The sequence below is a fragment of the Roseofilum reptotaenium CS-1145 genome, from assembly GCF_028330985.1.
GTDB classification, from domain to species: domain Bacteria; phylum Cyanobacteriota; class Cyanobacteriia; order Cyanobacteriales; family Desertifilaceae; genus Roseofilum; species Roseofilum reptotaenium.
The window spans coordinates 1-21,524 of sequence record NZ_JAQMUE010000056.1; the positions used below are offsets into that span (position 1 = coordinate 1).

The 21,524-nt window shown below is 44.1% G+C and carries 19 protein-coding genes and 1 tRNA gene; 9 read left to right on the forward strand and 11 right to left on the reverse strand.

Going from position 1 to position 21,524, the window contains the following annotated elements:
- Nucleotides 1-227: 227 nt before the first annotated feature.
- From PN466_RS09370 to petM, 4 genes are all read right to left on the reverse strand, one after another.
- Nucleotides 228-299: transfer RNA gene (locus PN466_RS09370), tRNA-Lys, on the reverse strand.
- 44 nt (nucleotides 300-343) lie between these two features.
- On the reverse strand, nucleotides 344-1,300 hold the full coding sequence (locus PN466_RS09375; protein ID WP_271938999.1) for an NAD(+) kinase: 957 nt from the start codon (nucleotides 1,298-1,300) through the stop codon (nucleotides 344-346).
- 91 nt (nucleotides 1,301-1,391) lie between these two features.
- Complete coding sequence (locus tag PN466_RS09380) at nucleotides 1,392-2,378, reverse strand: SDR family oxidoreductase (RefSeq protein ID WP_271939001.1); 987 nt, start codon at nucleotides 2,376-2,378, stop codon at nucleotides 1,392-1,394.
- A gap of 219 nt (nucleotides 2,379-2,597) precedes the next feature.
- On the reverse strand, nucleotides 2,598-2,705 hold the full coding sequence (gene petM / locus PN466_RS09385) for a cytochrome b6-f complex subunit PetM (RefSeq protein WP_271939003.1): 108 nt from the start codon (nucleotides 2,703-2,705) through the stop codon (nucleotides 2,598-2,600).
- A 143-nt stretch (nucleotides 2,706-2,848) separates the two neighbouring features.
- On the opposite strand from petM, the gene pdxA reads away from it, so the two are divergent.
- Nucleotides 2,849-3,883 carry a 4-hydroxythreonine-4-phosphate dehydrogenase PdxA gene (gene pdxA / locus PN466_RS09390; protein WP_271939005.1) on the forward strand — a complete coding sequence of 345 codons (1,035 nt, stop codon included), beginning with the start codon at nucleotides 2,849-2,851 and terminating at the stop codon, nucleotides 3,881-3,883.
- 176 nt (nucleotides 3,884-4,059) lie between these two features.
- Complete coding sequence (locus tag PN466_RS09395) at nucleotides 4,060-4,281, forward strand: DUF4327 family protein (RefSeq protein WP_271939006.1); 222 nt, start codon at nucleotides 4,060-4,062, stop codon at nucleotides 4,279-4,281.
- Between the two features lie 54 nt (nucleotides 4,282-4,335).
- Here PN466_RS09395 and PN466_RS09400 read toward each other — a convergent pair whose 3' ends face one another.
- Nucleotides 4,336-4,719 carry a hypothetical protein gene (locus PN466_RS09400; RefSeq protein ID WP_271939007.1) on the reverse strand — a complete coding sequence of 128 codons (384 nt, stop codon included), beginning with the start codon at nucleotides 4,717-4,719 and terminating at the stop codon, nucleotides 4,336-4,338.
- Between the two features lie 67 nt (nucleotides 4,720-4,786).
- Here PN466_RS09400 and PN466_RS09405 point away from each other — a divergent pair, with 67 nt between their 5' ends.
- The 3 genes from PN466_RS09405 (at nucleotide 4,787) to PN466_RS09415 (ending at nucleotide 6,444) form a co-directional block, all read left to right on the forward strand.
- Complete coding sequence (locus PN466_RS09405) at nucleotides 4,787-5,944, forward strand: cysteine desulfurase family protein (RefSeq protein ID WP_271939009.1); 1,158 nt, start codon at nucleotides 4,787-4,789, stop codon at nucleotides 5,942-5,944.
- Nucleotides 5,945-6,007: 63 nt separating this feature from the next.
- Entirely contained in the window at nucleotides 6,008-6,229 is a 222-nt protein-coding gene (locus PN466_RS09410) for a type II toxin-antitoxin system HicA family toxin (protein ID WP_271939012.1), read from the forward strand.
- Complete coding sequence (locus tag PN466_RS09415; protein ID WP_271939013.1) at nucleotides 6,226-6,444, forward strand: type II toxin-antitoxin system HicB family antitoxin; 219 nt, start codon at nucleotides 6,226-6,228, stop codon at nucleotides 6,442-6,444. The genes PN466_RS09410 and PN466_RS09415 overlap by 4 nt, the downstream gene beginning before the upstream one ends.
- Nucleotides 6,445-6,516: 72 nt before the next feature.
- Here PN466_RS09415 and PN466_RS09420 read toward each other — a convergent pair whose 3' ends face one another.
- On the reverse strand, nucleotides 6,517-8,589 hold the full coding sequence (locus PN466_RS09420) for an AAA family ATPase (protein WP_271939015.1): 2,073 nt from the start codon (nucleotides 8,587-8,589) through the stop codon (nucleotides 6,517-6,519).
- Nucleotides 8,590-8,688: 99 nt separating this feature from the next.
- Nucleotides 8,689-10,212, reverse strand: a complete 1,524-nt coding sequence (locus tag PN466_RS09425; RefSeq protein WP_271939016.1) for a response regulator — start codon at nucleotides 10,210-10,212, stop codon at nucleotides 8,689-8,691.
- A gap of 268 nt (nucleotides 10,213-10,480) precedes the next feature.
- Here PN466_RS09425 and PN466_RS09430 point away from each other — a divergent pair, with 268 nt between their 5' ends.
- Entirely contained in the window at nucleotides 10,481-13,012 is a 2,532-nt protein-coding gene (locus tag PN466_RS09430; RefSeq protein WP_271939017.1) for a GAF domain-containing protein, read from the forward strand.
- Between the two features lie 43 nt (nucleotides 13,013-13,055).
- Entirely contained in the window at nucleotides 13,056-13,703 is a 648-nt protein-coding gene (locus tag PN466_RS09435; RefSeq protein ID WP_271939018.1) for a Uma2 family endonuclease, read from the forward strand.
- Between the two features lie 132 nt (nucleotides 13,704-13,835).
- Here the strand turns inward: PN466_RS09435 and adhE are convergent, their stop codons facing one another.
- A complete protein-coding gene (gene adhE / locus PN466_RS09440; RefSeq protein WP_271939020.1) occupies nucleotides 13,836-16,508 on the reverse strand; it encodes a bifunctional acetaldehyde-CoA/alcohol dehydrogenase in 2,673 nt (890 codons plus the stop codon).
- Nucleotides 16,509-16,778: 270 nt separating this feature from the next.
- Between adhE and PN466_RS09445 the strand changes: the two genes are divergently transcribed.
- Both PN466_RS09445 and PN466_RS09450 read left to right on the forward strand, forming a co-directional pair.
- Nucleotides 16,779-18,137, forward strand: coding sequence for a DNA phosphorothioation system restriction enzyme (locus tag PN466_RS09445; RefSeq protein ID WP_271939022.1), 1,359 nt, complete (start codon nucleotides 16,779-16,781; stop codon nucleotides 18,135-18,137).
- A gap of 39 nt (nucleotides 18,138-18,176) precedes the next feature.
- Complete coding sequence (locus tag PN466_RS09450; RefSeq protein WP_271939025.1) at nucleotides 18,177-18,440, forward strand: hypothetical protein; 264 nt, start codon at nucleotides 18,177-18,179, stop codon at nucleotides 18,438-18,440.
- 87 nt (nucleotides 18,441-18,527) lie between these two features.
- Here the strand turns inward: PN466_RS09450 and scpB are convergent, their stop codons facing one another.
- The 3 genes from scpB to PN466_RS09465 form a co-directional block, all read right to left on the reverse strand.
- The gene (gene scpB / locus PN466_RS09455) at nucleotides 18,528-19,079 is read right to left on the reverse strand and encodes an SMC-Scp complex subunit ScpB (protein WP_271939028.1); all 552 of its coding nucleotides are present in this window, start codon (nucleotides 19,077-19,079) and stop codon (nucleotides 18,528-18,530) included.
- Between the two features lie 26 nt (nucleotides 19,080-19,105).
- Complete coding sequence (locus PN466_RS09460) at nucleotides 19,106-19,957, reverse strand: ABC transporter ATP-binding protein (RefSeq protein ID WP_271939031.1); 852 nt, start codon at nucleotides 19,955-19,957, stop codon at nucleotides 19,106-19,108.
- A 279-nt stretch (nucleotides 19,958-20,236) separates the two neighbouring features.
- A complete protein-coding gene (locus PN466_RS09465) occupies nucleotides 20,237-21,442 on the reverse strand; it encodes an SMI1/KNR4 family protein (protein ID WP_271939033.1) in 1,206 nt (401 codons plus the stop codon).
- Nucleotides 21,443-21,524 lie beyond the last annotated feature (82 nt).

Here is a 21,524-nt window from a genome sequence, read left to right on the forward strand (position 1 = left end):
ATTGAAAGTAGAATTAGCGCACTGGCAAGAAGAAAGAAATCGGGAAAAAGTGAAAATCCAATGGCAATTCACGACGGACGATGCTCGCATTAAACTTAACCACCTTTACCCACAATTTTAAGCTTGCCAGTCCAGTAGGATGAGTTTGTGTTGAAAGTGTGTGAAGGAGACTCTTAATCTCTTGGTTCAGGGATGAGAGTCACTGGTTGCAACTGATTTACCCTGTATAGGTGACCAGGGATTCGAACCCTGAACCAAGAGATTAAGAGTCTCCTGCTCTGCCGTTGAGCTAGTCACCTCAGTGGTTTGACCGTTTGGGCCTAATTATAGGCGATCGCCACCATTAAGGCAACTCTACTGAGGTCGGTTTAGCGATATGGGGCAATCCCCAGCCCAATTTTTCCCGCAGAATACGGAAGAATTCCGGGGTCTGTAGGCGAATAAACCGAGCCAAATAGGGTGATTTTTCAATGACCACTTCATCTTCAGGAGAGACATAACAGCCTCCATTGCCATCAACCACCATCACTAATTGATTGGGATACACGGGATAAATCGTTACCGGGTCACTGTCATTAAAAACCAGAGCGCGTGAGGCTAAGGAATGGGGACAAATGGGCATCAGTTGTAGGACCGGAACTCCAGGCGTGACTACCGCTCCTCCCGCACTCAGGGAATAGGCGGTTGAACCGGTCGGTGTTGATACGATAACTCCATCAGCAGCCATATCAACCGGGGCATGGTGACCGATTTGAATTTCAAAATGGCACATACTGGTGAGCGGTTCTCGGTGCAGTACCATTTCGTTTAAGCACAGCGCTTCCCATATACTCGGACGTTTGGTGTTATCTTGAGTTTGAGGAGTATTCTGAGAACGCTCGCTATAAACGCGCACCATTAACATGATGCGGTTTTCGATGGTGTAATTGTCGTTCTCCACCTGATCGATGGCTTCTGAGAGATGATTAATATAGGTTTCCGTCAGAAATCCCATGTGACCCGTATTCACCGTTAACATGGGGATACCGCAAGGGGCCACTTGTCGAGCTGCTGAAAGCACCGTGCCATCGCCGCCAAGGACGATCGCAATTTTCATCTGTGACGTAAAGTTTGGGGGAACCAGATGATCGATGGGAGTATGGCATGTGGGACGATCGGGATGGGAGTATCCCAATATTCCCCCTGCACCTGTCGCCAGTCGCACCGTCCATCCCCGTTGGATCAGTTGTTGTTCTAGTTCTTCTGCGACTCGACAGGCAGTTGGTTTAATGTCGTTGTAAATAATCCCAGCTTCGGGCACGCTAATACCAGTATTGAGAAGGTTTTCTAAATGATTTGTCTAAGGATTGTACTTCAAAGGGGTTGAATCTCGATCGCTAATCTACAGTTTTCTAGGAACGAGATTTAAACGGGCTTCTCCGTTTTTTACTTTTTTGCTTCATTTTCTCGCGCTCGTATTCGACTTCTTTGAGTTTCTTGAGAATACGGCTAAAGTATTCCTGCATATAGGAGTCTAAGGTAGTGATGTCTTTGGGGTCAAGGCCAAATACAGTATAGACTTCATCCATAGGGGCGCTCAGAGGCTTCCCACTGGCTTGAACTTCCGCAAAGGCGAGGCGATCGCTAATATTCCATGTCCATTGGAAAAATTGAGCGATTCGACGAACCCCTCGCAATAAGGCGATCGGCATTCGCGAGACTCTGGCTTGTCGTCCAGAGAGTCTTTCGCATAAGGCAATGATTTCATCTCCACTCCACGCTTTTGGTCCGACAAGGGGAAATGTTCGCCCTTCAGTTTCTGGCACACTCAAGGCCCGCACGGCGAATTGAGCGATATCCTGGGTATCCATATAGGCTACTGGTGAAGATTTTCCCATCACCCAAACGCCCTGTTGGTCAAGGATGGGAATGGCATACTGGGGAATGAGTCCCTGCATGAAGCCGGCTAACTGAAAAATGGTATAGTTCAGTTCTGCTTGCTTCAAGAACAGTTCTGTACAGTGCTTGATAGCCATTAACGGCACTTGGGGATATTGGTCAGCATCCAGAATCGAGAAAAATATGTAGCGTTCAATACCCGCTTCTTTGACCGCTTGAATCAGGGAGACTTTGGCTTCCCAGTCTACTTCTTTCATACTCAGGGAGTCGGTCGGACGGGAGGTAGACGCATCAATGACAGCGGTGACTCCTTGAAGCGCTTCTTTGATACTGTCAGGTTGACACAAATTTCCTGGGGCAAGTTCAGCTCCCCGTTCTTTTAGAAATCCGGCTTTTTGATAATTCCGCACTAAACAACGAACGGAGTGCCCTTCTTCTAGGGCGCGGAAGGTAATCTGCCTTCCTAGTGTGCCTGTGGCTCCAACAATTAATAAAGTCATTGATAATGGATATATATTTACAAAACGTTAACTTTTTATAAGAGTCTATCAGAAAACTTCAAGAATCTTGACATTTGTTCATGATTTTTCTGGCGATCGCCACAGATCTCAGCGATCCACTTCCAGTCCGAATCGCTACGAAGAAGGCGGGGAACTCTCCCCGCCAAGCATGAAAGTGTTACAGCGAATCGCTGTAAACTTGAGTTAAGCTACTTCAGATTAGCCTTCGACGCTATCCTGAATTTTCAGCAGCAGGAAGCCTAAACCTAGGCCCACCATAATTAAACTGGAAGATAACAGTGCAGCATTAAAGATTTCAGCGCCCATGGTTTAAGTAATATCCTTTAAGGTGAATGATCAAGGGGTAGAGACTCAAGCCTAGAAACTTAGGAGTAAGCCTATAGGTTGATTGTAGAACAGGGAATGGGGAATGGGACAATAGCACCATTGAACTGATTCATCTAGAACTTATGACTCACCGTTTAGCAATTACGATGGGCGATCCCATGGGAATTGGCCCGGAAGTTATTTTGAAAGCACTTGCCGATCGCCAGCTTCAGGAGCAGATTCAGATGACGGTGGTTGGGTCTGCCTCCATTTTACAGGAAACCTACAGCCGTTTAGCTCCCCATGGACAACTCCTAGCTAATCCTGACGATTTATCGATTCTCGATATTCCCCTGCCGGATGAGGTAGCCGAGGAACTGAAGTTAGGAGAGGGAAATGGGGCCAGTGGATGGGCTAGTTTTGCTTATTTGCAAGAGGCTATTTCTCAAACGCTCTGTGGCCACTTTCAAGGGATTGTCACGGGGCCAATCGCTAAATCGGCTTGGAAAGCGGCTGGATATGATTATCCGGGACAAACGGAACTGTTAGCGGAAAAATCGAGTACAGAGCAATTTGGGATGCTATTTGTGGGAAGATCTCCCCATACCCAGTGGCAATTGGTTACTTTATTAGCGACCACTCACATCCCTCTGGCAAAAGTTCCAGAAATCTTAACACCAACTCTCCTAAACCAGAAGCTACAATTGTTAGTTAATGTTTTGCGCGACCAGTTTGGTCTGAGTCAACCTCGGATTGCGATCGCAGGACTCAACCCCCATAGTGGTGAGCAAGGGCAACTCGGTACTGAAGAAATGGATTGGATCATTCCCTGGGTGGAAGCCTCTCGCCAAGCCTATCCCCATCTCACTTTAGATGGACCAGTACCCCCAGATACCTTATGGGTTAAACCGGCTCAAGCGTGGTATAACGCCTCGTTTGCTGCCCAGACCCATGATGCTTACCTGGCACTTTACCACGACCAAGGGTTAATTCCGGTGAAAATGATGGCTTTTGATCGAGCAGTCAACACCTCCATTGGTTTACCCTTTATTCGCACATCACCGGATCATGGAACGGCCTTTGATATTGCCGGCCAAGGACTCGCCCATGCTACCAGCATGACCGCTGCTATTCAACTGGCCACTGAACTGGTTTACCAGAAAAGTGTTATTAGTTGATGACTTTTGCAAAATATCTTAATATAATTAGGGGTCTGATAGCGTAAAAATGGAAAAAGTTCTGTAGCCAGGGATACTGAACTTAAGCTAAAATCCAATGGATGGCGATCATCCAATTAATTGCCTATCTTCCCAAGTTCTCATAAACAATCATTCCAAACATCAAGAGGGTGAAAATGCTTCAATCTATCCGTTACTCCTTAGGCATGATTCAAGACGAGGCCCGCAGCCTTGTACAAAACGGAGTAATCAGTCGTCAGCAGCCCATTTATGTTCTTTGTAAATACATTCCTGCCCGTGAATGGGGTTACGTTGAATGTGAATTAGAAAACGGTAGTTTCTTGCTTAGAGACCGGATCGGAGACCTCTTAGGACGTGAAGAATGGGATAATGACTAGATTGGAAATTAGAACAGGGGATTGGGTCAACTCATCCCCTGTTTCGTAGTCCATCTAACTTTCTTCTTGTCGCAACTGTTCTAACTCAGAGCGTAAAGTCGCGATTTGCTCAGTCAGTTCTTCAAGTTCTACTTGAGGATTTGAAGCGGTCGGTGCTTCCAGTTGTTCAGTTATTCCAGAAGAGTCAGATTCAGAAGCAGTATCTGGGGAATTCCCGTTTTGCTTCATCAAATTATCAACAAAATTGCGAGCTTCTTCTTCGGTGATTTTGCCCTTTTCTGACCATTCTCGAGTCAGCTCTGCTAACTCTTGGGTCAGTTTGCGCCAGCTTTCTTCCCGTTTCTGCTCATCTTGCAGAACTTCGGCGAAAGAAGCAGTTGCTCCTAGGGTCACATGGAAGCTTTGTTGTAACAGTTGCACTAAGGTTTCAGAATTCATATTCTTGTTTTAGGCTTGAGGATATGGGCAAGATCTGTGCCCTGATTCTACTGCAATCTTCAAGAATATGTCTGAGCGACCCATTTATCTTGACTCCCATTCGACTACGCCCGTAGATCGGCGAGTAGTAGAGGCTATGTTGCCCTACTTCACCGATCGCTTTGGTAATGCAGCCAGTGTTACCCACGTCTATGGATGGGAATCAGAAGCCGCCGTTAGCTGTGGGCGAGAGATTTTAGCTCAAGCCATTGGGGGTACTCCAGAAGAGATGATCTTCACCAGTGGAGCGACTGAAGCCAACAATCTAGCGATCAAGGGAGTTGCTGAATCGTACTTTAGCAAGGGTCGCCACCTGATTACTGTTACTACTGAACATAATGCCGTTTTAGATCCCTGTGAGTATTTAAAAGCTTTGGGCTTTGAAGTTACCTATCTGGGAGTCAACGCTCAAGGGTTAATCAATCTAGAGGAATTACAATCAGCCATTCGCGAGGATACCCTTCTGGTATCGGTGATGGCGGCCAATAATGAGATTGGAGTTATTCAACCTTTAGCAGATATCGGCCAAATTTGCCGAGATCGCCAAGTTCTCTTTCATACGGATGCAGCTCAGGCGATCGGTAAAATTCCCCTGGATGTCCAGGAAATGAAGATCGATTTACTGTCTTTAACGGCCCATAAAGTCTACGGCCCCAAAGGTATTGGAGCCTTATACGTGCGCCGACGCAATCCCAGAGTCAAGCTCGCTGCCCAAATTCACGGGGGTGGCCATGAACGGGGACTGCGATCGGGAACTCTTTATACTCCACAAATTGTCGGTTTTGCGGAAGCTGTGCGTCTAGGAATGGCAGAACAAGAAACCGAAAGCAAACGCTTAATCGAACTTAGAGAAAGACTGTGGAGCGCATTAAGTTCCCTAGACGGGATTTACCTCAACGGTCATCCGACTCAAAGGCTATCTGGTAATTTAAATATTAGTGTAGAAGGGATAGACGGATCGGCTCTATTGTTAGGATTACAACCTGTCGTTGCCGTATCCTCGGGTTCCGCGTGTACCTCTGCTAAAATTGCTCCCTCCCATGTCCTGTTAGCATTAGGCCGAGAAGAAAAACTTGCCTATGCTTCAGTGAGATTTGGCATCGGTCGATTCAATACGGAATCAGAAATCGATCGAGTTGCCGAACACTTTATTTCCACCGTTACTGCATTACGCAAAGCACTGTAAAGTGTTACCCTCAGCCATAGCACAATCAATCTAGTGAAATGATGTAAATTAGGCAAGATAGCTATGCCGAGAAAAATCCGAGAGTATAAGGCTGAGTTAATTGCATTAGGATTTGTGCAACGCCGTGGGAAGGGAAGCCATCAAAACTGGAAACATCCACAACTACAACTATTAATTACTATTGCTTTTAGAGATGGTCAAGATACACCATTGTATCTAGAAAAACTTTTAAAGAAAGCAATTCAACAATTAGAAGCGATAGAAAGGGAGGAAACAGAAGAATGAATTACCGGTATAGTTTGCTCATCCAATGGTCAGAAGAAGACAAACTCTATCTAGTAACTCTACCAGAGTTTGCTCAGTTAGCCATGCAACCTTGTTCTTATGGACATAGCTATGAAGAAGCGATCGCCAATGCTCAAGAAGCGATCGCGGGTTATCTTGAGTATTGCCAAGAAGAAGGTTTAACCCCTCCAAGTCCAAGTTCAGTTGCAGCTTAAATCTCAGGAGATCGCTCAGTTAACACCAATGGTGAAATAGTGCGTTCGATGGGTGTCAAGATTTCCTAACCATTACCCATCATTACCAGCGCCAAGCGCTACAATCTCTGTATACTCGAATTCATTATCACTAGGTTTTACCAGGGGATAGTGTTGACCCAATCGAGAGAGGGCATCGGCTTCACAATCCGGTTTAGGGGAATGGTAGACTAAAACATACTCTTGTTGAATGCGATCGCCCATTTCCTCCTCCACTTCCCCTCTCCACTGGGTTTTCGTCACCAATACCACAAGCTGAGAAGCCAGTTGAGGCAGCGCTTTCGCCACTTGACGACGATACACTTCATCTAAACTGCCAAAGGGAGAATCCATCACCATCGGAAATGTACTACTATCTGGCCCCAGATGCATATGCTCTTGGCTCCATTGCCTCACCCGATCCATAATTGCGCCAATAAAAGATAAACTCAAAATCTGATTTTCTCCCGTGGACGCGGCTACAGGATGTTCAAATAACGTGGTTTTATCGATCAAGCTTAACTCATACTTTTCACTCAGTTGGGGAGAATAGGGGGTAAACGAAATCTGCTGAAAAACATCCTGAACTCGCCCTTCTAACTCTAGTCGAAACTCCGTATCTAAGCGATATTTCATTTCTGCAATACAGTTAATCGCTTCCACGGCTACCTGAATCCGCTTTTGCCCCAATTGCTGTTTTTTCTCATTCGATTGATGTTTAGCAATTTGCTTCTCTTTTTGGGCGATATCGGCATCTAATAGTTTGATTTTCTGCTCATTGGCTCCCGTTTCCCGCTCCAACTCACTCATCCGTGATTCAGTTTGATCTAAACGCTTTTGCAAACTTTGAATATCCAAATCTGGATAACTTCTCAGCTTAGATTTAACCGTATCTAACTGAGTCTCAATTGCCGACAAATCTTGACGTTTTTGATCCATTTCGTTGCGTAACGTGTTGAGCGTCTTCCAAAATGACTCAGCCTTATTTTCCAGCTCTGAAACCTCTCCCAACAACTTTAAGGCATTTTCCTCGACATCCCCTACTCCTGCCTTATTCATCCACTGCGCGACTAAGGCATAAGCGTGACTCCCTTCAGGCAAATGTGTTCCACAAATACATTGGTGTTGCGCCAGTAGATCTTGGACAAACTGCTGTTTAATGCCCCTAGGCAACTCTCCTCGGTGACGTAACTGCTCCATTAAAGCTCTAAATTGTTCAATTGCTGAAGGTAAAAAAACCGTATATGCCTGACCCGAAATAGTATGCTTTAACTCTGACTTAAGCTGCTTTAACCTCTCCCTTAACTCTTGTTGTTGCTTTTCTAAATCTGCGCGGCGCTTTTGTAGTTCTTCTGCTCCACTGAGGTTTCGGAGTTCGTTATTTAACTCCTCTTTAATGTGAGCATGGGAGTTCAATTCCTGGGTGATTTCTGCTTGGCGATCGCTGATTGTTTGTCGTTGTTTTTGCAAGTCATCTTTTTCTTTTAAAAACTGCTTCGTTTGTGGATCGCCAATCCTCTCTAATTCCCCTTCCAAACTTTTCTGAGATTCCTTCAAATGTCGAAGGGCGCGATCGAACACTTCTATCCCTAACAATTCCTTAGTCGCTTCCGCAATTTCTCCCTTTTTTTCCTCTCGTCCCCAAGACTCAATCCGTTCCCCATCAAAAAAGAAATATTGATGTAAACTCCTGGGTAAAATTCGTCCAATTACCTCATCTATTGGATAGTCTGTTAACCGCCATCGTCCATCATCTCCTGATATCCACATCGAACACTCAGTCTGACCATATTCTACCGTTTTTCCTCGATGGTAAGCTCGACAAAGCCGCTCAACCCGATAGCGCTGATAATCGTGTTCAAACTGCAATTCTACAGAACATTTAACAGCTTTCCCTTCCTGTGCTTCCGAAAGTGCGCGTTTATTGACCAACTGTTGAGGAGCTGCAAACGCCGCCGTAAACCGTTCATATAAGACCCAAGTAAATGCATTTAATAGCGTTGTTTTCCCCGATCCATTATTCCCGTGGATAATCGTGATATTCTGAGTGCCACTGGCAAACTTAACTTCTGGTGTTTGTCCATAAAATTGCCGGAAGTTACACAGTTTTATCGATAATAATTTCATTCTCGCTCCCCTGAATCAATTAAAAATGATAACGTTCCAATAGCTATGAGATATCGGTTATGGATCGATTTTCGTATATCAATGAGATTAATTCTTGTCTTATTTTTCTGTAAAACTCCATACTCCACTCCAATCTTCTGGCACACCCTTGAGCAGTAATTGAGCAATTCGGTCTAAGTAGAGCAGAGCTGTTTTATCTGTAGGATTGACGGCAATAACCTTTTCAAAACAGGCTCTCGCGGCTTCGAGCTGGTCTTTTTGCTGATATAAAGATAAGCCCTGTTCAAAATCTGGTTGGGTTTTTAGCTTTAGCTCCCTCATGGTATCATCGGCTGCATCCAAAACCTCGTAAACGGCGATCGCCTCATTCCGTCCCTTGACAATAGCTCGGTCTAAAAAGCGCAACTGGAATTCATCCGCATTAGTTGCATGGTTGAACACTTCCTCCGAAATTAACAGTGAAACGCCATAAAACTTAGTCAATCCTTCCAGCCGTGCCGTTAAATTGATACTGTCAGAAAACGCATCCCCCTGCATCCGATTTTGTTCCCCTACCATCCCCAACATAATATGACCAACATGAAGCCCAATACCAATCTCAATCGGTTTTTCTCCCTCTTTTCGTCGTTCCTGATTCCATTCCTTCTCCTCTTTAAATACATCTACTCCTGCAACCAATGCATCATTTGCAGTCTCTGGAAAAACGGCCATAATTCCATCTCCGAGAAATTTGACAATTAATCCATGATGGACATGAATTCTAGGGGTTACAAGTTGCAAATAAGTATTAATAAAAGAAAAATTTTCTTTAGCTGTCATCGACTCTGAAAGGGTTGTAAACGAGCGAATGTCAGAAAACATTACTGCCATTACCTTACTAACATGATCTCCTAACTGCAATTCAGTAATGCTTTTTTTGCGTAAAAAACGCAAGTATTCATGAGGGACAAAGCGTCCAAAAGCCGTTAGTAACTCTTCCAATTTTTGATTGGCTTCCGTTAATTCTTTCTCACGGGATTTCACAGTTTTCACCATCTGACTAAACACCCGCGCCAGTTGCCCCAATTCATCACTGCGTTGAGCGACTTCCATCAGACCATCCGGCTGAAAGTTATCCTGTTCGACTTCTGACGCTGCTGTGGTGACTTTACCAACCTGCTCAATATAGGCCGCTTGACGCATAATTTCTGCTTTAAATAATTGTTCTGCTTCCTGTCGTTTGAGGAAGTTTAAGTAAGCTTTGGAATGATAGCGAATGCGAGCAATAATTTCTCTCTGGTCAGGTAGTTTTACCAAGTAGTCATTTGCTCCAAGTTCAAAGGCTTTGGCTTTGATGATCGGATCTTCCTTACTTGACAATACAATCAAGGGAATATGACAGGTAAAAGAGTCATGAGACCGCAGAAATTTAACCAACAGTAAGCTATCAATTTGTGGCATTACCAGGTCTTGCAAGATTACTGTAGGTTGGCACTGTTGGGCGATATCAAATGCTTCAGTCGGATCGCTACAATAAAAAAAGCCAATATCGTCCTGATCGGCTACCATGCGACGAATGGCTTCACTGATAATGGGTTGATCGTCAATCAGTAAGACGGCAATTCTTTCTTCTACTGAATCCATATCAATTAACACTTAATAATTTTCATGTCGGCGACAGCCGAAACAATTAGGGGGAATGGGTAATGGGTAAGGCTCTTGTGGTATATCGTCAGAGATAATTCGATATTATACTACATAATAGTAGGGAGGTCTGTAAGAAGAATAACATTCAAGGGACTCAGTCCCCGATCTAATGCGATCGGTGGTATAATTCTCCATTCCCTATTCCCTATTCCCTAAATCTAGTTAACATACAATAAGAAATGAAATCTTGTAGCTTGGCATTCCTATGACCTTACCCAACACTGGCAGCGTTCTGGCGACTCTTGCCCAAGTGAACATGATGGGAGCCTTAACCGCGAGGGTGAAAGACCTCCCGGTTAAAGAGTTTATTTGTTTACTCGATTTTATCACGGCTGAATTTCAGCAGTTTTTAAGGGCGATCGAGCTAATCAACAATGAAGCTCTAGAAGCCATGTTGGAACAGATATTAGATGCCCTCACCCTCAAAATTGGGCAAATTTTGGAAGCCGATCGCACCCTGATTTTCTTGGTGAATGAAGATAAGGGGCAGTTATGGTCAAAAATCAATCAACCGGATGCCGAAAAGCCGATTGAAATTCGCTTTCCTCTCCATGTGGGTATGGCTGGTCATGTGGCCATCACTGGAGAATGCTTAAATGTTGAAGATGCCCCGACTCATCCCCTCTTTCAACCCGAACTTGATAAACAAACCAATTATCAAACCAAAAGCCTGCTCTGTATGCCCATTGTTAGCAGTAAAGGGCAAGTTGTGGCAGTGGTACAATTATCTAATAAAGCTGGGGGATTACCCTTTTCGGCTGAAGACCAAGAAACCTTTAAAGATTTTTCTGAATCCATTGGCATCATCTTAGAGACTTGTCAATCTTTTTATATGGCTGCTCGCAATCAACGGGGAGCTGAAGCCCTCTTAAAAGCAACCCAAACCCTCGGTCAGAGCTTGGATGTGGAATTGACCTTAAACTCCGTGATGGCACAAGCGCGAGATTTGATGAAGGCTGACCGCAGTACGTTATTTTTACTCAGCAAAGAAAACCAAGAACTTTGGACAAAAATTGCTAAGGCTGATGGCAAAACCCCATTAGAAATCCGTATTCCTACCAATAAAGGGATTGCCGGTTATGTGGCTTCGACTGGAGAATTACTGAATATTCCGAATGCCTATGAAGACCCCAGATTCGATCCGAGTACAGATCGGCGATCGGGTTATCATACGCGCAATATTTTATGTATGCCGGTGTTTAATTCATCTAAAAAACTCATTGGCGTAACTCAACTGATTAATAAAGAACAAGGGAGCTTTACCGGTTCTGATGAAGAGTTTATGCAAGCCTTTAATATTCAGGCAGGGATGGCTCTAGAGAATGCCCAATTGTTTGAAAGTGTTTTGTTAGAAAAACAATATCAAAAAGATATTTTAGAAAGTTTATCGGATGCCGTTGTGTCTACAGATATGCAGGGTCAAATTGTCACCCTTAATGAAGCCGCGCTAGAATTGTTGGGATGTTATTGGAATTCAGAAGAGACGAAAACTCAAATTCAGGTCTGGGAGTCTAAGTTAATTGGACGTAAGGTTTGGGAGGTTGTCCCTATTGAAAACCTAAAGATGCGAATAGAAGATAGTCTAAAAAATGGTACTAAGCAATATATTCCTGAGCAGGATTTAAAAGTTGGAATTTATCCTCTTCATGGGGATAAAAGATGTTTTAAGTTAGCGATTAAAGACCCAACCGACCCAGATTGGTTTATTCCTTGGAATGATCCCAATGAAGTCAAAATCTCTGCTAAAGATGTAGGAGCAGTCGATCGCAGTATTAATTTAACGGTTAATCCTCTGACCAATCCGAGCGGTGAAGTCAGAGGCGGATTAGTGGTGTTAGAAGATATTAGTCAAGAAAAACGCATGAAGACCACAATGTATCGCTATATGAATCCGGATGTGGTCGATCAAGTGATGGCATTGGATAATGATTCTCTGATGATTGGAGAGCGAAAAGATGTCACTATTCTGTTTTCGGATATTCGTGGCTATACAACACTGACGGAAAATTTAGGCGCTCAGGAAGTGGTAACATTACTCAATCAGTATTTTGAAACTATGGTTGAGGCAGTCTTTAATTGTAAAGGCACCTTAGATAAGTTTATTGGGGATGCTTTGATGGCAGTTTTTGGCGCACCTCTTCCCTTACAGAATCATCCCTGGATGGCGGTGAAATCGGCTTTAGATATGCGCCGAAGATTACAGATTTTTAATGACAGTAGCTTTATGGAGAATCAGCCCCATATTCGTATTGGGATTGGCATTAGTTCCGGAGAAGTGGTATCGGGAAATATTGGCTCTCGCAAACGTATGGATTATACGGTGATTGGAGATGGGGTGAATTTGAGCGCTCGCCTTGAAGGAGTGACTAAGGAATATGGCTGTGATATTATTATTAGTGAGAATACTTATAAGTTGTGCGGCGATCGCCTGTGGGTCAGAGAACTTGATAAAATTCGAGTCAAAGGTAAAAATGAAGCCGTCAGTATTTATCAAGTGATTGGCGATAAAGAAGTGGCTCTAGACTCCCAGCAGCAAGAGGCACTGGAGTTATACCATTTAGGACGCTCTGCATATATTCATCGGGACTTTAGCCAAGCCATTCAGTATTTTGAGCAAGCACAAACCCTCGATCCCATGGATAAAGCGATTACGATTCACGTAGAACGTTCTCAGGTTTATTTACACAATCCTCCCCCAGATTCCTGGGATGGGGTACATACGATGACGACAAAGTAAGACAGCGCTTCGCGCGGTAATAGGTAATAGGGGGGAAAGAGGTATGGCAACTCAAACATTAGTCAAGCCAGAACGTGTTACACAACTTCATGGAGTACGGTGGGAAACTTATCAGGCTTTATTGGTCGATTTAGCAGAATCTTCCAATAAAAAGTTAGCATTTGATCGGGGGGTATTAGAAATCATGGCTCCTTTACCAGAACATGAGATCAGTAAGGGCTTTTTAGGGCGTTTGGTCTGCATAACAACGGAAATTTTGGGTTTAGAGGTAGCCAGTCTGGGTTCGACTACATTAAGCCGTGAGGATTTGCAAAAGGGGATTGAGCCAGATGAGTGTTTTTATATTCAAAATGAGGCTCTAGTACGAGGTAAAATGTCCTTTGATTTTACCCTCGATCCAGTTCCTGACCTCGCAATTGAAGTGGATATTACCAGCAGTTCTTTACATCGGTTAGACATTTATAAGGCGTTGGGTGTAACTGAAGTGTGGCGCTTTGATAGCGAGGATTTATTGATTTATGGTCTCCAGGATGGGGAGTATCAAGTGCAGGATGGTTCTCAGATTTTACCAATTTTATCGAAGCAGATCATACTAGATTTTCTAAAGCGACGCTGTGAAATGGGGGAAAATGCTCTTCTGCGTGAGTTTCGGCAAGGGTTACAGGATCAAATTGCCAAGAATATGGCGTAATTTAAGATTAGGTGTAGCTTTAATTCTATTCAATTATTTCTTTATGAAATAGGGGCAAACAGCCGTTTGCCCCTACAATTAGGTCTCATTATTGAGAGGATTTGACGAGTAAACCCTCACCCTTGTTAAGGTTTAATGAGTAACTTCCGTTAAACGCTCTACAGGTGCAACCAAAGCCTTACCATTAGAGCCATTCACGCTTAGATCTAAATTCCCGTGATAAGCATCAATTAACAGTTGCTTTAAGTCCGTAATCAAAGGATAACGGGGATTTGCGCCTGTACATTGGTCATCAAAAGCCTGATCTGCCACCTGATCTAATTGGGCAAAAAATGCGGCTTCATCCTCTTTAATGAATTCCTTAATACTAGAGGGAATTTGCACCTTGCGCTTGAGATCTTCCACGGCTTGAATTAACAGGGAAACCTTCTCGTCTTCGGTTTCTCCTCCTAAGTTGAGATAATCAGCAATCCGAGAATAGCGCCAGCGAGCATTGGGATATTTATACTGAGAAAAGGTGGCTTGCTTAAAGGGCGCATCGGTAGCATTGTAACGAATGACGTGGGAAATCATTAGGGCATTGGCTAACCCATGGGGAATCTGGAACGTTCCTCCTAATTGGTGGGCAATCGAGTGACAAATTCCCAAAAATCCATTGGCAAAGGCCATTCCCGCCATGGTGGAAGCATAATGCATTTTTTCCCGTGCTTTGGGTGCATTGGCTCCTTTTTCGTATGCATCCGGTAGATATTTGAAAATGAGGCGAATTGCTTCTAAGGCTAATCCGTTAGTATATTCGGACGCTAACACAGAAACATAGGCTTCGATCGCATGAGTTAAGGCATCAATCCCCCCAAAAGCAGTTAAACTCTTGGGCATATTCAAGACTAACTCAGGATCGACGATCGCCATATTCGGCGTTAAGGCATAATCAGCCAAAGGATACTTAATATGATTGCGGCGATCGGTCACCACTGCAAATGGAGTCACCTCCGAACCCGTTCCCGAAGTCGTCGGAATCGCCACCAGCATCGCCTTCTCACCCAACGGTGGTAACTCATACACCCGCTTGCGGATATCCATAAATCGCATTGCCAACCCTTCAAACTCAATCTCTGGATGCTCATACAACAACCACATAATCTTGGCTGCATCCATGGGAGACCCCCCACCAATAGCAATAATCACATCTGGATTAAAGGTTTTCATCAAGGTCAATCCTCGATTCACCGTATCCAAAGACGGATCGGGTTCGACATCATAGAACACATCATACTTCAGACCAATCTCTTCCAGCGCTTCCTCCAGAGAATTAGTCATCCCCAAATCATACAGAGGCTTATCAGTAACAATAAATGCTCGTTCTTTGCCCGCCAATTCCCGAATCGCCACCGGAAGCGACCCATACTTAAAGTATACTTTAGGCGGAATCCGGAACCAGAGCATATTTTCCCGACGCTCTGCCACCGTCTTAACATTCAACAGGTGCTTGGGTTCCACATTCTCACTAATCGAATTTCCGCCCCAAGTTCCGCATCCCAGGGTCAAAGATGGATCGAGCCGGAAATTGTAAATATCTCCGATCGCCCCTTGAGAAGACGGCGTATTAATCAATACTCTTGCAGCTTCCACCCGGTCTTCAAACCGCTTAATATGCTCCATATTCGAGGTCGCTGTATACAATGCAGCCGTATGACCCCGACCGGCAAATGCAACTAAGCCACGAGCTTTATCCACCGCATCCTCAAAATCTGTCGCCCGATACATCGCTAAAATGGGAGATAATTTTTCGTAGGAAAACGGTTCCTCTGGGCCAATTTTATCCACTTCCGCTAAAATCACCCGCGTTTGCTCCGGAACCGAAAAACCAGCCATTTCCGCCAATTTCTGCACCGGTTGACCGACAATTTCCCCATTCAAGCGACCATTCACCAATACCTTACTGGCTAATTTCTCCCGTTCTTCTGGAGTGACAAAATAAGCGCCCCGGGCAATAAACTCTTGCCGCACTTCATCATAGACTTCATCTTCGACAATCACGGATTGTTCACTGGCACAAATCATGCCATTATCAAACGTCTTACTCAAGATAATGGAAGAAACTGCCATTTTGATATGAGCCGAAGCATCAATCAATGCCGGCGTATTTCCAGCTCCCACACCCAAAGATGGATTACCTGAAGAATAAGCGGCTTTCACCATTCCCGGTCCACCGGTTGCCAAAATTAGCTTAATATCAGGATGTTGCATCAAAGCCTGGGATAAGGGAACCGTCGGCTCATCAATCCAGCCAATAATATCCTCGGGCGCACCCGCTTCAATTGCCGCTTCTAGGACAATTCTCGCTGCATCAATCGTACATTGTTTCGCCCGTGGATGGGGAGAAAAAATAATTCCATTGCGCGTCTTCAAACTAATCAGGGCCTTAAAAATTGCCGTTGATGTGGGGTTAGTTGTGGGTACAATTCCCGCTAAGATACCCACTGGCTCGGCTATTTTCTGAAACCCAAAGGATTTATCCTCTTCGATTACCCCACAAGTCTCCTCATTCTTATACTTATTGTAAATAAACTCTGAAGCAAAATGATTTTTAATCACCTTATCTTCAGCTACTCCCATTCCCGTTTCTTCGACAGCCATTTTTGCTAAGGGAATCCGAGCTGCATTAGCGGCTAAAGCCGCTTTCTTAAAAATGTGATTCACCTGGTCTTGGCTATAGGTGGCATATTGCACTTGGGCGGTTTTCACGCGGGCAATTAGGGCTTCTAGTTCTTCCAGGTTAGTAATCTTAGTTTGACTGACCATACTTGCTCTCTCGTTCAATACTGCAATGGAAATTTCCCCCAAGAGGGTTACTGTATATTAACACCGGATCATCTTGGATTTTGGGGGATATCTTTAGAAAGTCTTAAGTTTTATGGGCTTTTTCTCGAGACTACTTTAATTTATAGATAATAGATAATAAGTAATAGGTTATGGGATATGAATTTTGACGATTTTACGGTATTCCATCCCCGAAAAAACGGATACTTTTACTTTTCACCTTTTGCCAAGCGAGAAGCCCTATACTAGACGATGTTTCCCTGTATTCCAGATTCAATTCAACTGCGACCTTATCAACAACAAGCAGTGACAAATTGGTTTGCCCATCAAGGACGGGGAACACTGAAAATGGCAACGGGGAGTGGCAAAACGATTACCGCTTTAGCTATTGCGGTCCAACTGTATCAATGTATTGGCTTACAAGCCTTAATTGTGGTTTGTCCTTACCGTCATTTGGTGGCTCAATGGGGGCGAGAATGCGAACGTTTTGGGATGTTGCCGATTTTAGCGTTTGAACGTGTACGCCATTGGCAACACGAGTTATCGACTCAACTTTATAATGTGCAAGTCCAGAAGCAGGTCTTTCTCTGTGTGATTACGACCAACTCGACGTTACTGGGGGATGGATTTCAGTCCCAGTTGGCGTATTTTCCTTCAAAGACGTTAATTGTGGGAGATGAAGCCCATAATCTGGGGACAGCAAAACTAGAAGAGAGTTTACCGGCACATGTAGGACTGCGGTTAGCCCTTTCTGCCACTCCAGAGCGTTTTTTCGATCAGACGGGAACGGAGGCAATTTTTAATTATTTTGGCCCGGTAATTCCCCCAGAATTGACCTTGAAAGATGCCATTGATCAAGGGGCATTGGTCCATTATTTGTATTATCCAGTTTTGGTGCATTTAACGGAAAGTGAAGCGTATAAATATGCCAAATTAACCACGCGCATTGGTTGGGCTTTGGCTGCGGGGGAGAAATTAGAGGAGAATGAGACGTTAACGGCGTTATTGATTCGGCGTTCCCGGTTAATTGCTAATGCCGAAAATAAACTTGATAAACTGCGAACAATTATGCAACCGCGCCTGCAAACCAGCCATACTCTATTCTACTGTGGCGATGGAGCGCAAGAGGGCAAAACCAGCGATTCTTCAGATCGACAAATTGCTGCTGTTACCCGATTATTGGGGGTAGAATTAGGCTATCGAGTGAATACCTATACCGCTAATACCTCTTTATCTGCACGGGAAACCCTGCGTCATCAGTTTGAGCAAGGGGAACTCCAAGGATTAATTGCGATGCGCTGTTTAGATGAAGGGGTGGATATTCCTGCGATTAAAACGGCTATTATTCTTGCGAGTAGTCGTAACCCGCGGCAATTTATCCAACGTCGCGGGCGAATTTTACGCCCCCATCCCCATAAGCAACGGGCAACATTGTTTGATCTGATTGTGGTTCCTCCGCCTTTGGATCGACAAACTTGGGATGTGGAGCGTAACCTGTTGAGGAAAGAGCTACAGAGGTTTGTAGAATTTGCTGATTTAGCGGATAATGCGGGGGAAGCTCGCGGGCAATTATTAGGACTTCAGAAGGAATACGGCCTTCTAGATTTGTAAGATTGGGTACAATAAAGAAGGGTCTTCTGTTGAGTGCTTATGAGTGTTCATTATTCTGATAGTTTTCTAGGGCGGATTTCCCGGATTGTTTCAGCGAAGAAATCCGGATACAAAACGACTTCTACTCGCTCGAATCCAACTCATGATTCAGTTTTAGAACCGCTTAAGCAAGCTTCGCCAGAAGTGCAAAAGGTTGTAAAACGGGTACTGCAAGTGGAAAAGGATAAGTTGCATTTTTCTAGTCCTCGTAATATTAACGATGATATCCTTAAGATTATTAAGGAAGAGGTAAGAGAGGCTTAGGACTTACAGACCAGACTGTGCCCTATCAGAGTAGAGACAAGATACGTCTTGTCTCTACAATGCGCATTTGTAGCAAGAATTTTTGATTTAAGAGGGTTCAGGTTCGGGTAATTCGGTTTCTGGTTCTTCGAGGGTTTGGGAGGCGACTAAACTTTCTTTCAGGGAGCTGAAGGGTTGGGGGAGGTCTTCTAATTGGAAATATTGATGAAATTTAGGGGTGACTTGTAAGCGAAAGGTGCGATCGCCCATTTTTTTGCGTTTACGCACTAATCCCAATTCTACCAGTTCTCCGACATGCTGATAAGCACCACTGCCACGCAAGTCTACTAATTCGGTTTGTAAGATGGAACCACTCAAGGCAATAGCCGCTAAGGTTCGCAGCGCACCTACCCCTAACTCAGCCGGAAGTAAATTATGGGTTAGCTCTTGAAAGGATTCTCGTAATTGCAGACTATAGCCAGAAGGGGTTTCTAAAACTTCTAGGGCACTATCCCGGTGAGCATAATCGGAAATTAACTCAATTAAGGCTTCTTCGGTATCGTCCTTGCTGCATTGGGCTAATTCAGACAAGTCATTTAAGCTAACGGGTTGACCTTTTAAGTAGAGAATTGCTTCAATTGTAGTGGCTAAACGGGGCATAATTGGGATCTGATAACCTAGACCCTTTAGTCTAACTGTCTTCCGGTTAATTCGACAAAGATATCTTCTAAGTTCGAGGGGCGAACCATTAAACCGGTTTTATCAGGTTGCTGTTCTAGATACTCGTTGGCTGCGGCTAAGTCGGGGAAAAACAGGTAATCCCAGCGATCGCCTTTTTGTTTGACGACTAAGCCTTCTCCATGTTTTTGTCGCAATTCTTCTAGGGTTCCCAGTTCAATTAAATGTCCCCCATCCATGATGCCGATGCGATCGCATAAATATTCCACTTCTTCCATATAATGGGTGGTTAGTAACATGGTCATTCCCTGCTCGTTTAAGCCACGAATGATTTCCCACAATCGCCGACGGGTTTGGGGATCTAGGCCGACAGTGGGTTCATCTAGGAATAAAATATCGGGTTCATGAAGCAGCGCTCTGGCAATTTGTAGACGGCGTTTCATGCCCCCAGAGAGGGTTTTTACTCGGTCTTGACGGCGATCGGCTAATTCGACATACTCTAACCATTGATTAATTTTCTCTTGGCGCACTCGATTCGGAATATGATGTAAGCGCCCGTGAAACTCCATATTTTCCCAAACGGTTAAATCAATATCGACGCTGGTTTGTTGCAATACCACGCCAATTTTACGCTTCACCTGTTGTCCTTGTTGCACCACATCATAACCGGCAACCTCAATCTGCCCGTCGGTCGGTCGGGTGAGGGTGGTTAACATACGAATGGTGGTTGATTTTCCTGCTCCATTGGGCCCGAGTAAGCCAAACATTTCTCCAGGTTGAATCGCAAAGGAGAGGCGATCGACTACCGGAGTTTTGTTATAGACTTTACAGACGTTTTGCAGAGATACCGCAGCACCCATAGGATTTAGTGACCGGTTGAGAGATGACTTAACATATCTTAACAGTTTACGGATTGTGGCACAAGGGGCGATCGCCCATTATTTGCTGCTTCTAGTTCTAGCGGGACTTAGATAAAATCGGCGCTGATATCTGGCTCAAAACTATACAGAACAAGGTCTTTACCTCAATCGAGTACCGATCCAGTCAGGGGGAGAGTTTTCCTTCGGGTATAAACAGCCATTTTTTAGCCTTCGACCTAATTTCCTTGCCCTGAGTCGATTACAGGTCATTTTAGCTGTTTATTGAGAAGCATCAATTTCTGTAAATTCAGAGTAACTCACGGTAAGTGTTGTCAGATCAAATCGCCAGATCAATGTATGTATTTTATCAACTGACCAATGAGTACCACAAGTGCTGACACCATACATTCTAAGCACCCAATGGCGATCGGAAGCATCTCGCGTTAACTTCAAGCAACCGTTGTGCTGTCTACACTTTTCAGTAAGCGTTTTGAGCTGTCCTTCATGGCGAAAAAAACGACCAGCTATTTGATTCTGGTTAAACGCTGATACTGACAATAGATACAGAATAGTATTGTTGTAAAGAAAGTAGCCAATTTGATAAGATTGCAGATTACGAGAATCTTGATAGTGTTGCCAACGCAGCTCAACGGTCACTAATTCTCCATCTGCACAAGTCCCCCTAAATGTGTAAATTATTTCTGGTCTATTAGGTATTGGTGCAGTATGCGTTGCCAGTTGAAGAGAGTTCCGAATCTGTCTTTGTAATCGGGTTTCTTCTGGAGCAAATGGCAAACCCACTTCAGAGATAGTTTTTGGATCTTCAAGTTGATTCTCTGCCAAGAATTGCTCATAGATTGGAATAGATTGACCTTGGCGAACCAGTCGAGTAATGTAGTCTCGCGCCATATGGTTCACATTAAGTTGATGTTCCACCACAGAATCTCTCAGTTCCCAACAGTTTTTGTCTTCTGAAAACTGGGCGCATTCATACCAATCTGCTAAATGCAAGATCAAATCAGTGAAGGAGTGATAGCGTTTAGCAAAGTTACGATTAGACAGATCATAAGAATAAATAGGACTTGCATCTAAATCTCTACAGTCAACAGCGATCAGTACATCATCTTTATTGCAAAATTCAAATAGAGGAAGGCAGTTTTTAAATAGCTCGGTAATACCCGGTGTATCTTCTTCATACATTTCTCCCAGTATATCCAGATCTTCGTCGATGACTTCGTAATATTTATAGACCGCCAATTCTAGAGAGAGAAAGTTATAGTCGGCAAAGAGAAATCCTTCATGATTATCACCATCATGCCACTGATAAAGAACGTCAATATCGGCGGGCAATCTGAAAGATAGCGGTTGCATAAAATTCTCAATTTCTGAGATATCAAGACGGGGACATAAATCATTAAAGCGATGGGGTGAGTATGTGGCGAGTCGGTTGCTAATCCGATCGAGAGCTTGGGTCAGTTTTGACATTTTTTTCATCCGTAGAGAGTTGTTTAACCACTTCGACCACATCATTAAAGGTCATTTTCTAGGGAACCTCGCAAAACTCATG

Bases quoted from the DNA above. Each gene is read 5' to 3' on its own strand.
- PN466_RS09380 (WP_271939001.1), bottom strand. From the start codon at position 2,378: ATGACTTTATTAATTGTTGGAGCCACAGGCACACTAGGAAGGCAGATT.
- petM (WP_271939003.1), bottom strand. From the start codon at position 2,705: ATGGGCGCTGAAATCTTTAATGCTGCACTGTTATCTTCCAGTTTAATT.
- pdxA (WP_271939005.1), top strand. From the start codon at position 2,849: ATGACTCACCGTTTAGCAATTACGATGGGCGATCCCATGGGAATTGGC.
- PN466_RS09395 (WP_271939006.1), top strand. From the start codon at position 4,060: ATGCTTCAATCTATCCGTTACTCCTTAGGCATGATTCAAGACGAGGCC.
- PN466_RS09400 (WP_271939007.1), bottom strand. From the start codon at position 4,719: ATGAATTCTGAAACCTTAGTGCAACTGTTACAACAAAGCTTCCATGTG.
- PN466_RS09405 (WP_271939009.1), top strand. From the start codon at position 4,787: ATGTCTGAGCGACCCATTTATCTTGACTCCCATTCGACTACGCCCGTA.
- PN466_RS09410 (WP_271939012.1), top strand. From the start codon at position 6,008: ATGCCGAGAAAAATCCGAGAGTATAAGGCTGAGTTAATTGCATTAGGA.
- PN466_RS09415 (WP_271939013.1), top strand. From the start codon at position 6,226: ATGAATTACCGGTATAGTTTGCTCATCCAATGGTCAGAAGAAGACAAA.
- PN466_RS09420 (WP_271939015.1), bottom strand. From the start codon at position 8,589: ATGAAATTATTATCGATAAAACTGTGTAACTTCCGGCAATTTTATGGA.
- PN466_RS09425 (WP_271939016.1), bottom strand. From the start codon at position 10,212: ATGGATTCAGTAGAAGAAAGAATTGCCGTCTTACTGATTGACGATCAA.
- PN466_RS09430 (WP_271939017.1), top strand. From the start codon at position 10,481: ATGACCTTACCCAACACTGGCAGCGTTCTGGCGACTCTTGCCCAAGTG.
- PN466_RS09435 (WP_271939018.1), top strand. From the start codon at position 13,056: ATGGCAACTCAAACATTAGTCAAGCCAGAACGTGTTACACAACTTCAT.
- adhE (WP_271939020.1), bottom strand. From the start codon at position 16,508: ATGGTCAGTCAAACTAAGATTACTAACCTGGAAGAACTAGAAGCCCTA.
- PN466_RS09445 (WP_271939022.1), top strand. From the start codon at position 16,779: ATGTTTCCCTGTATTCCAGATTCAATTCAACTGCGACCTTATCAACAA.
- PN466_RS09450 (WP_271939025.1), top strand. From the start codon at position 18,177: ATGAGTGTTCATTATTCTGATAGTTTTCTAGGGCGGATTTCCCGGATT.
- scpB (WP_271939028.1), bottom strand. From the start codon at position 19,079: ATGCCCCGTTTAGCCACTACAATTGAAGCAATTCTCTACTTAAAAGGT.
- PN466_RS09460 (WP_271939031.1), bottom strand. From the start codon at position 19,957: ATGGGTGCTGCGGTATCTCTGCAAAACGTCTGTAAAGTCTATAACAAA.
- PN466_RS09465 (WP_271939033.1), bottom strand. From the start codon at position 21,442: ATGTCAAAACTGACCCAAGCTCTCGATCGGATTAGCAACCGACTCGCC.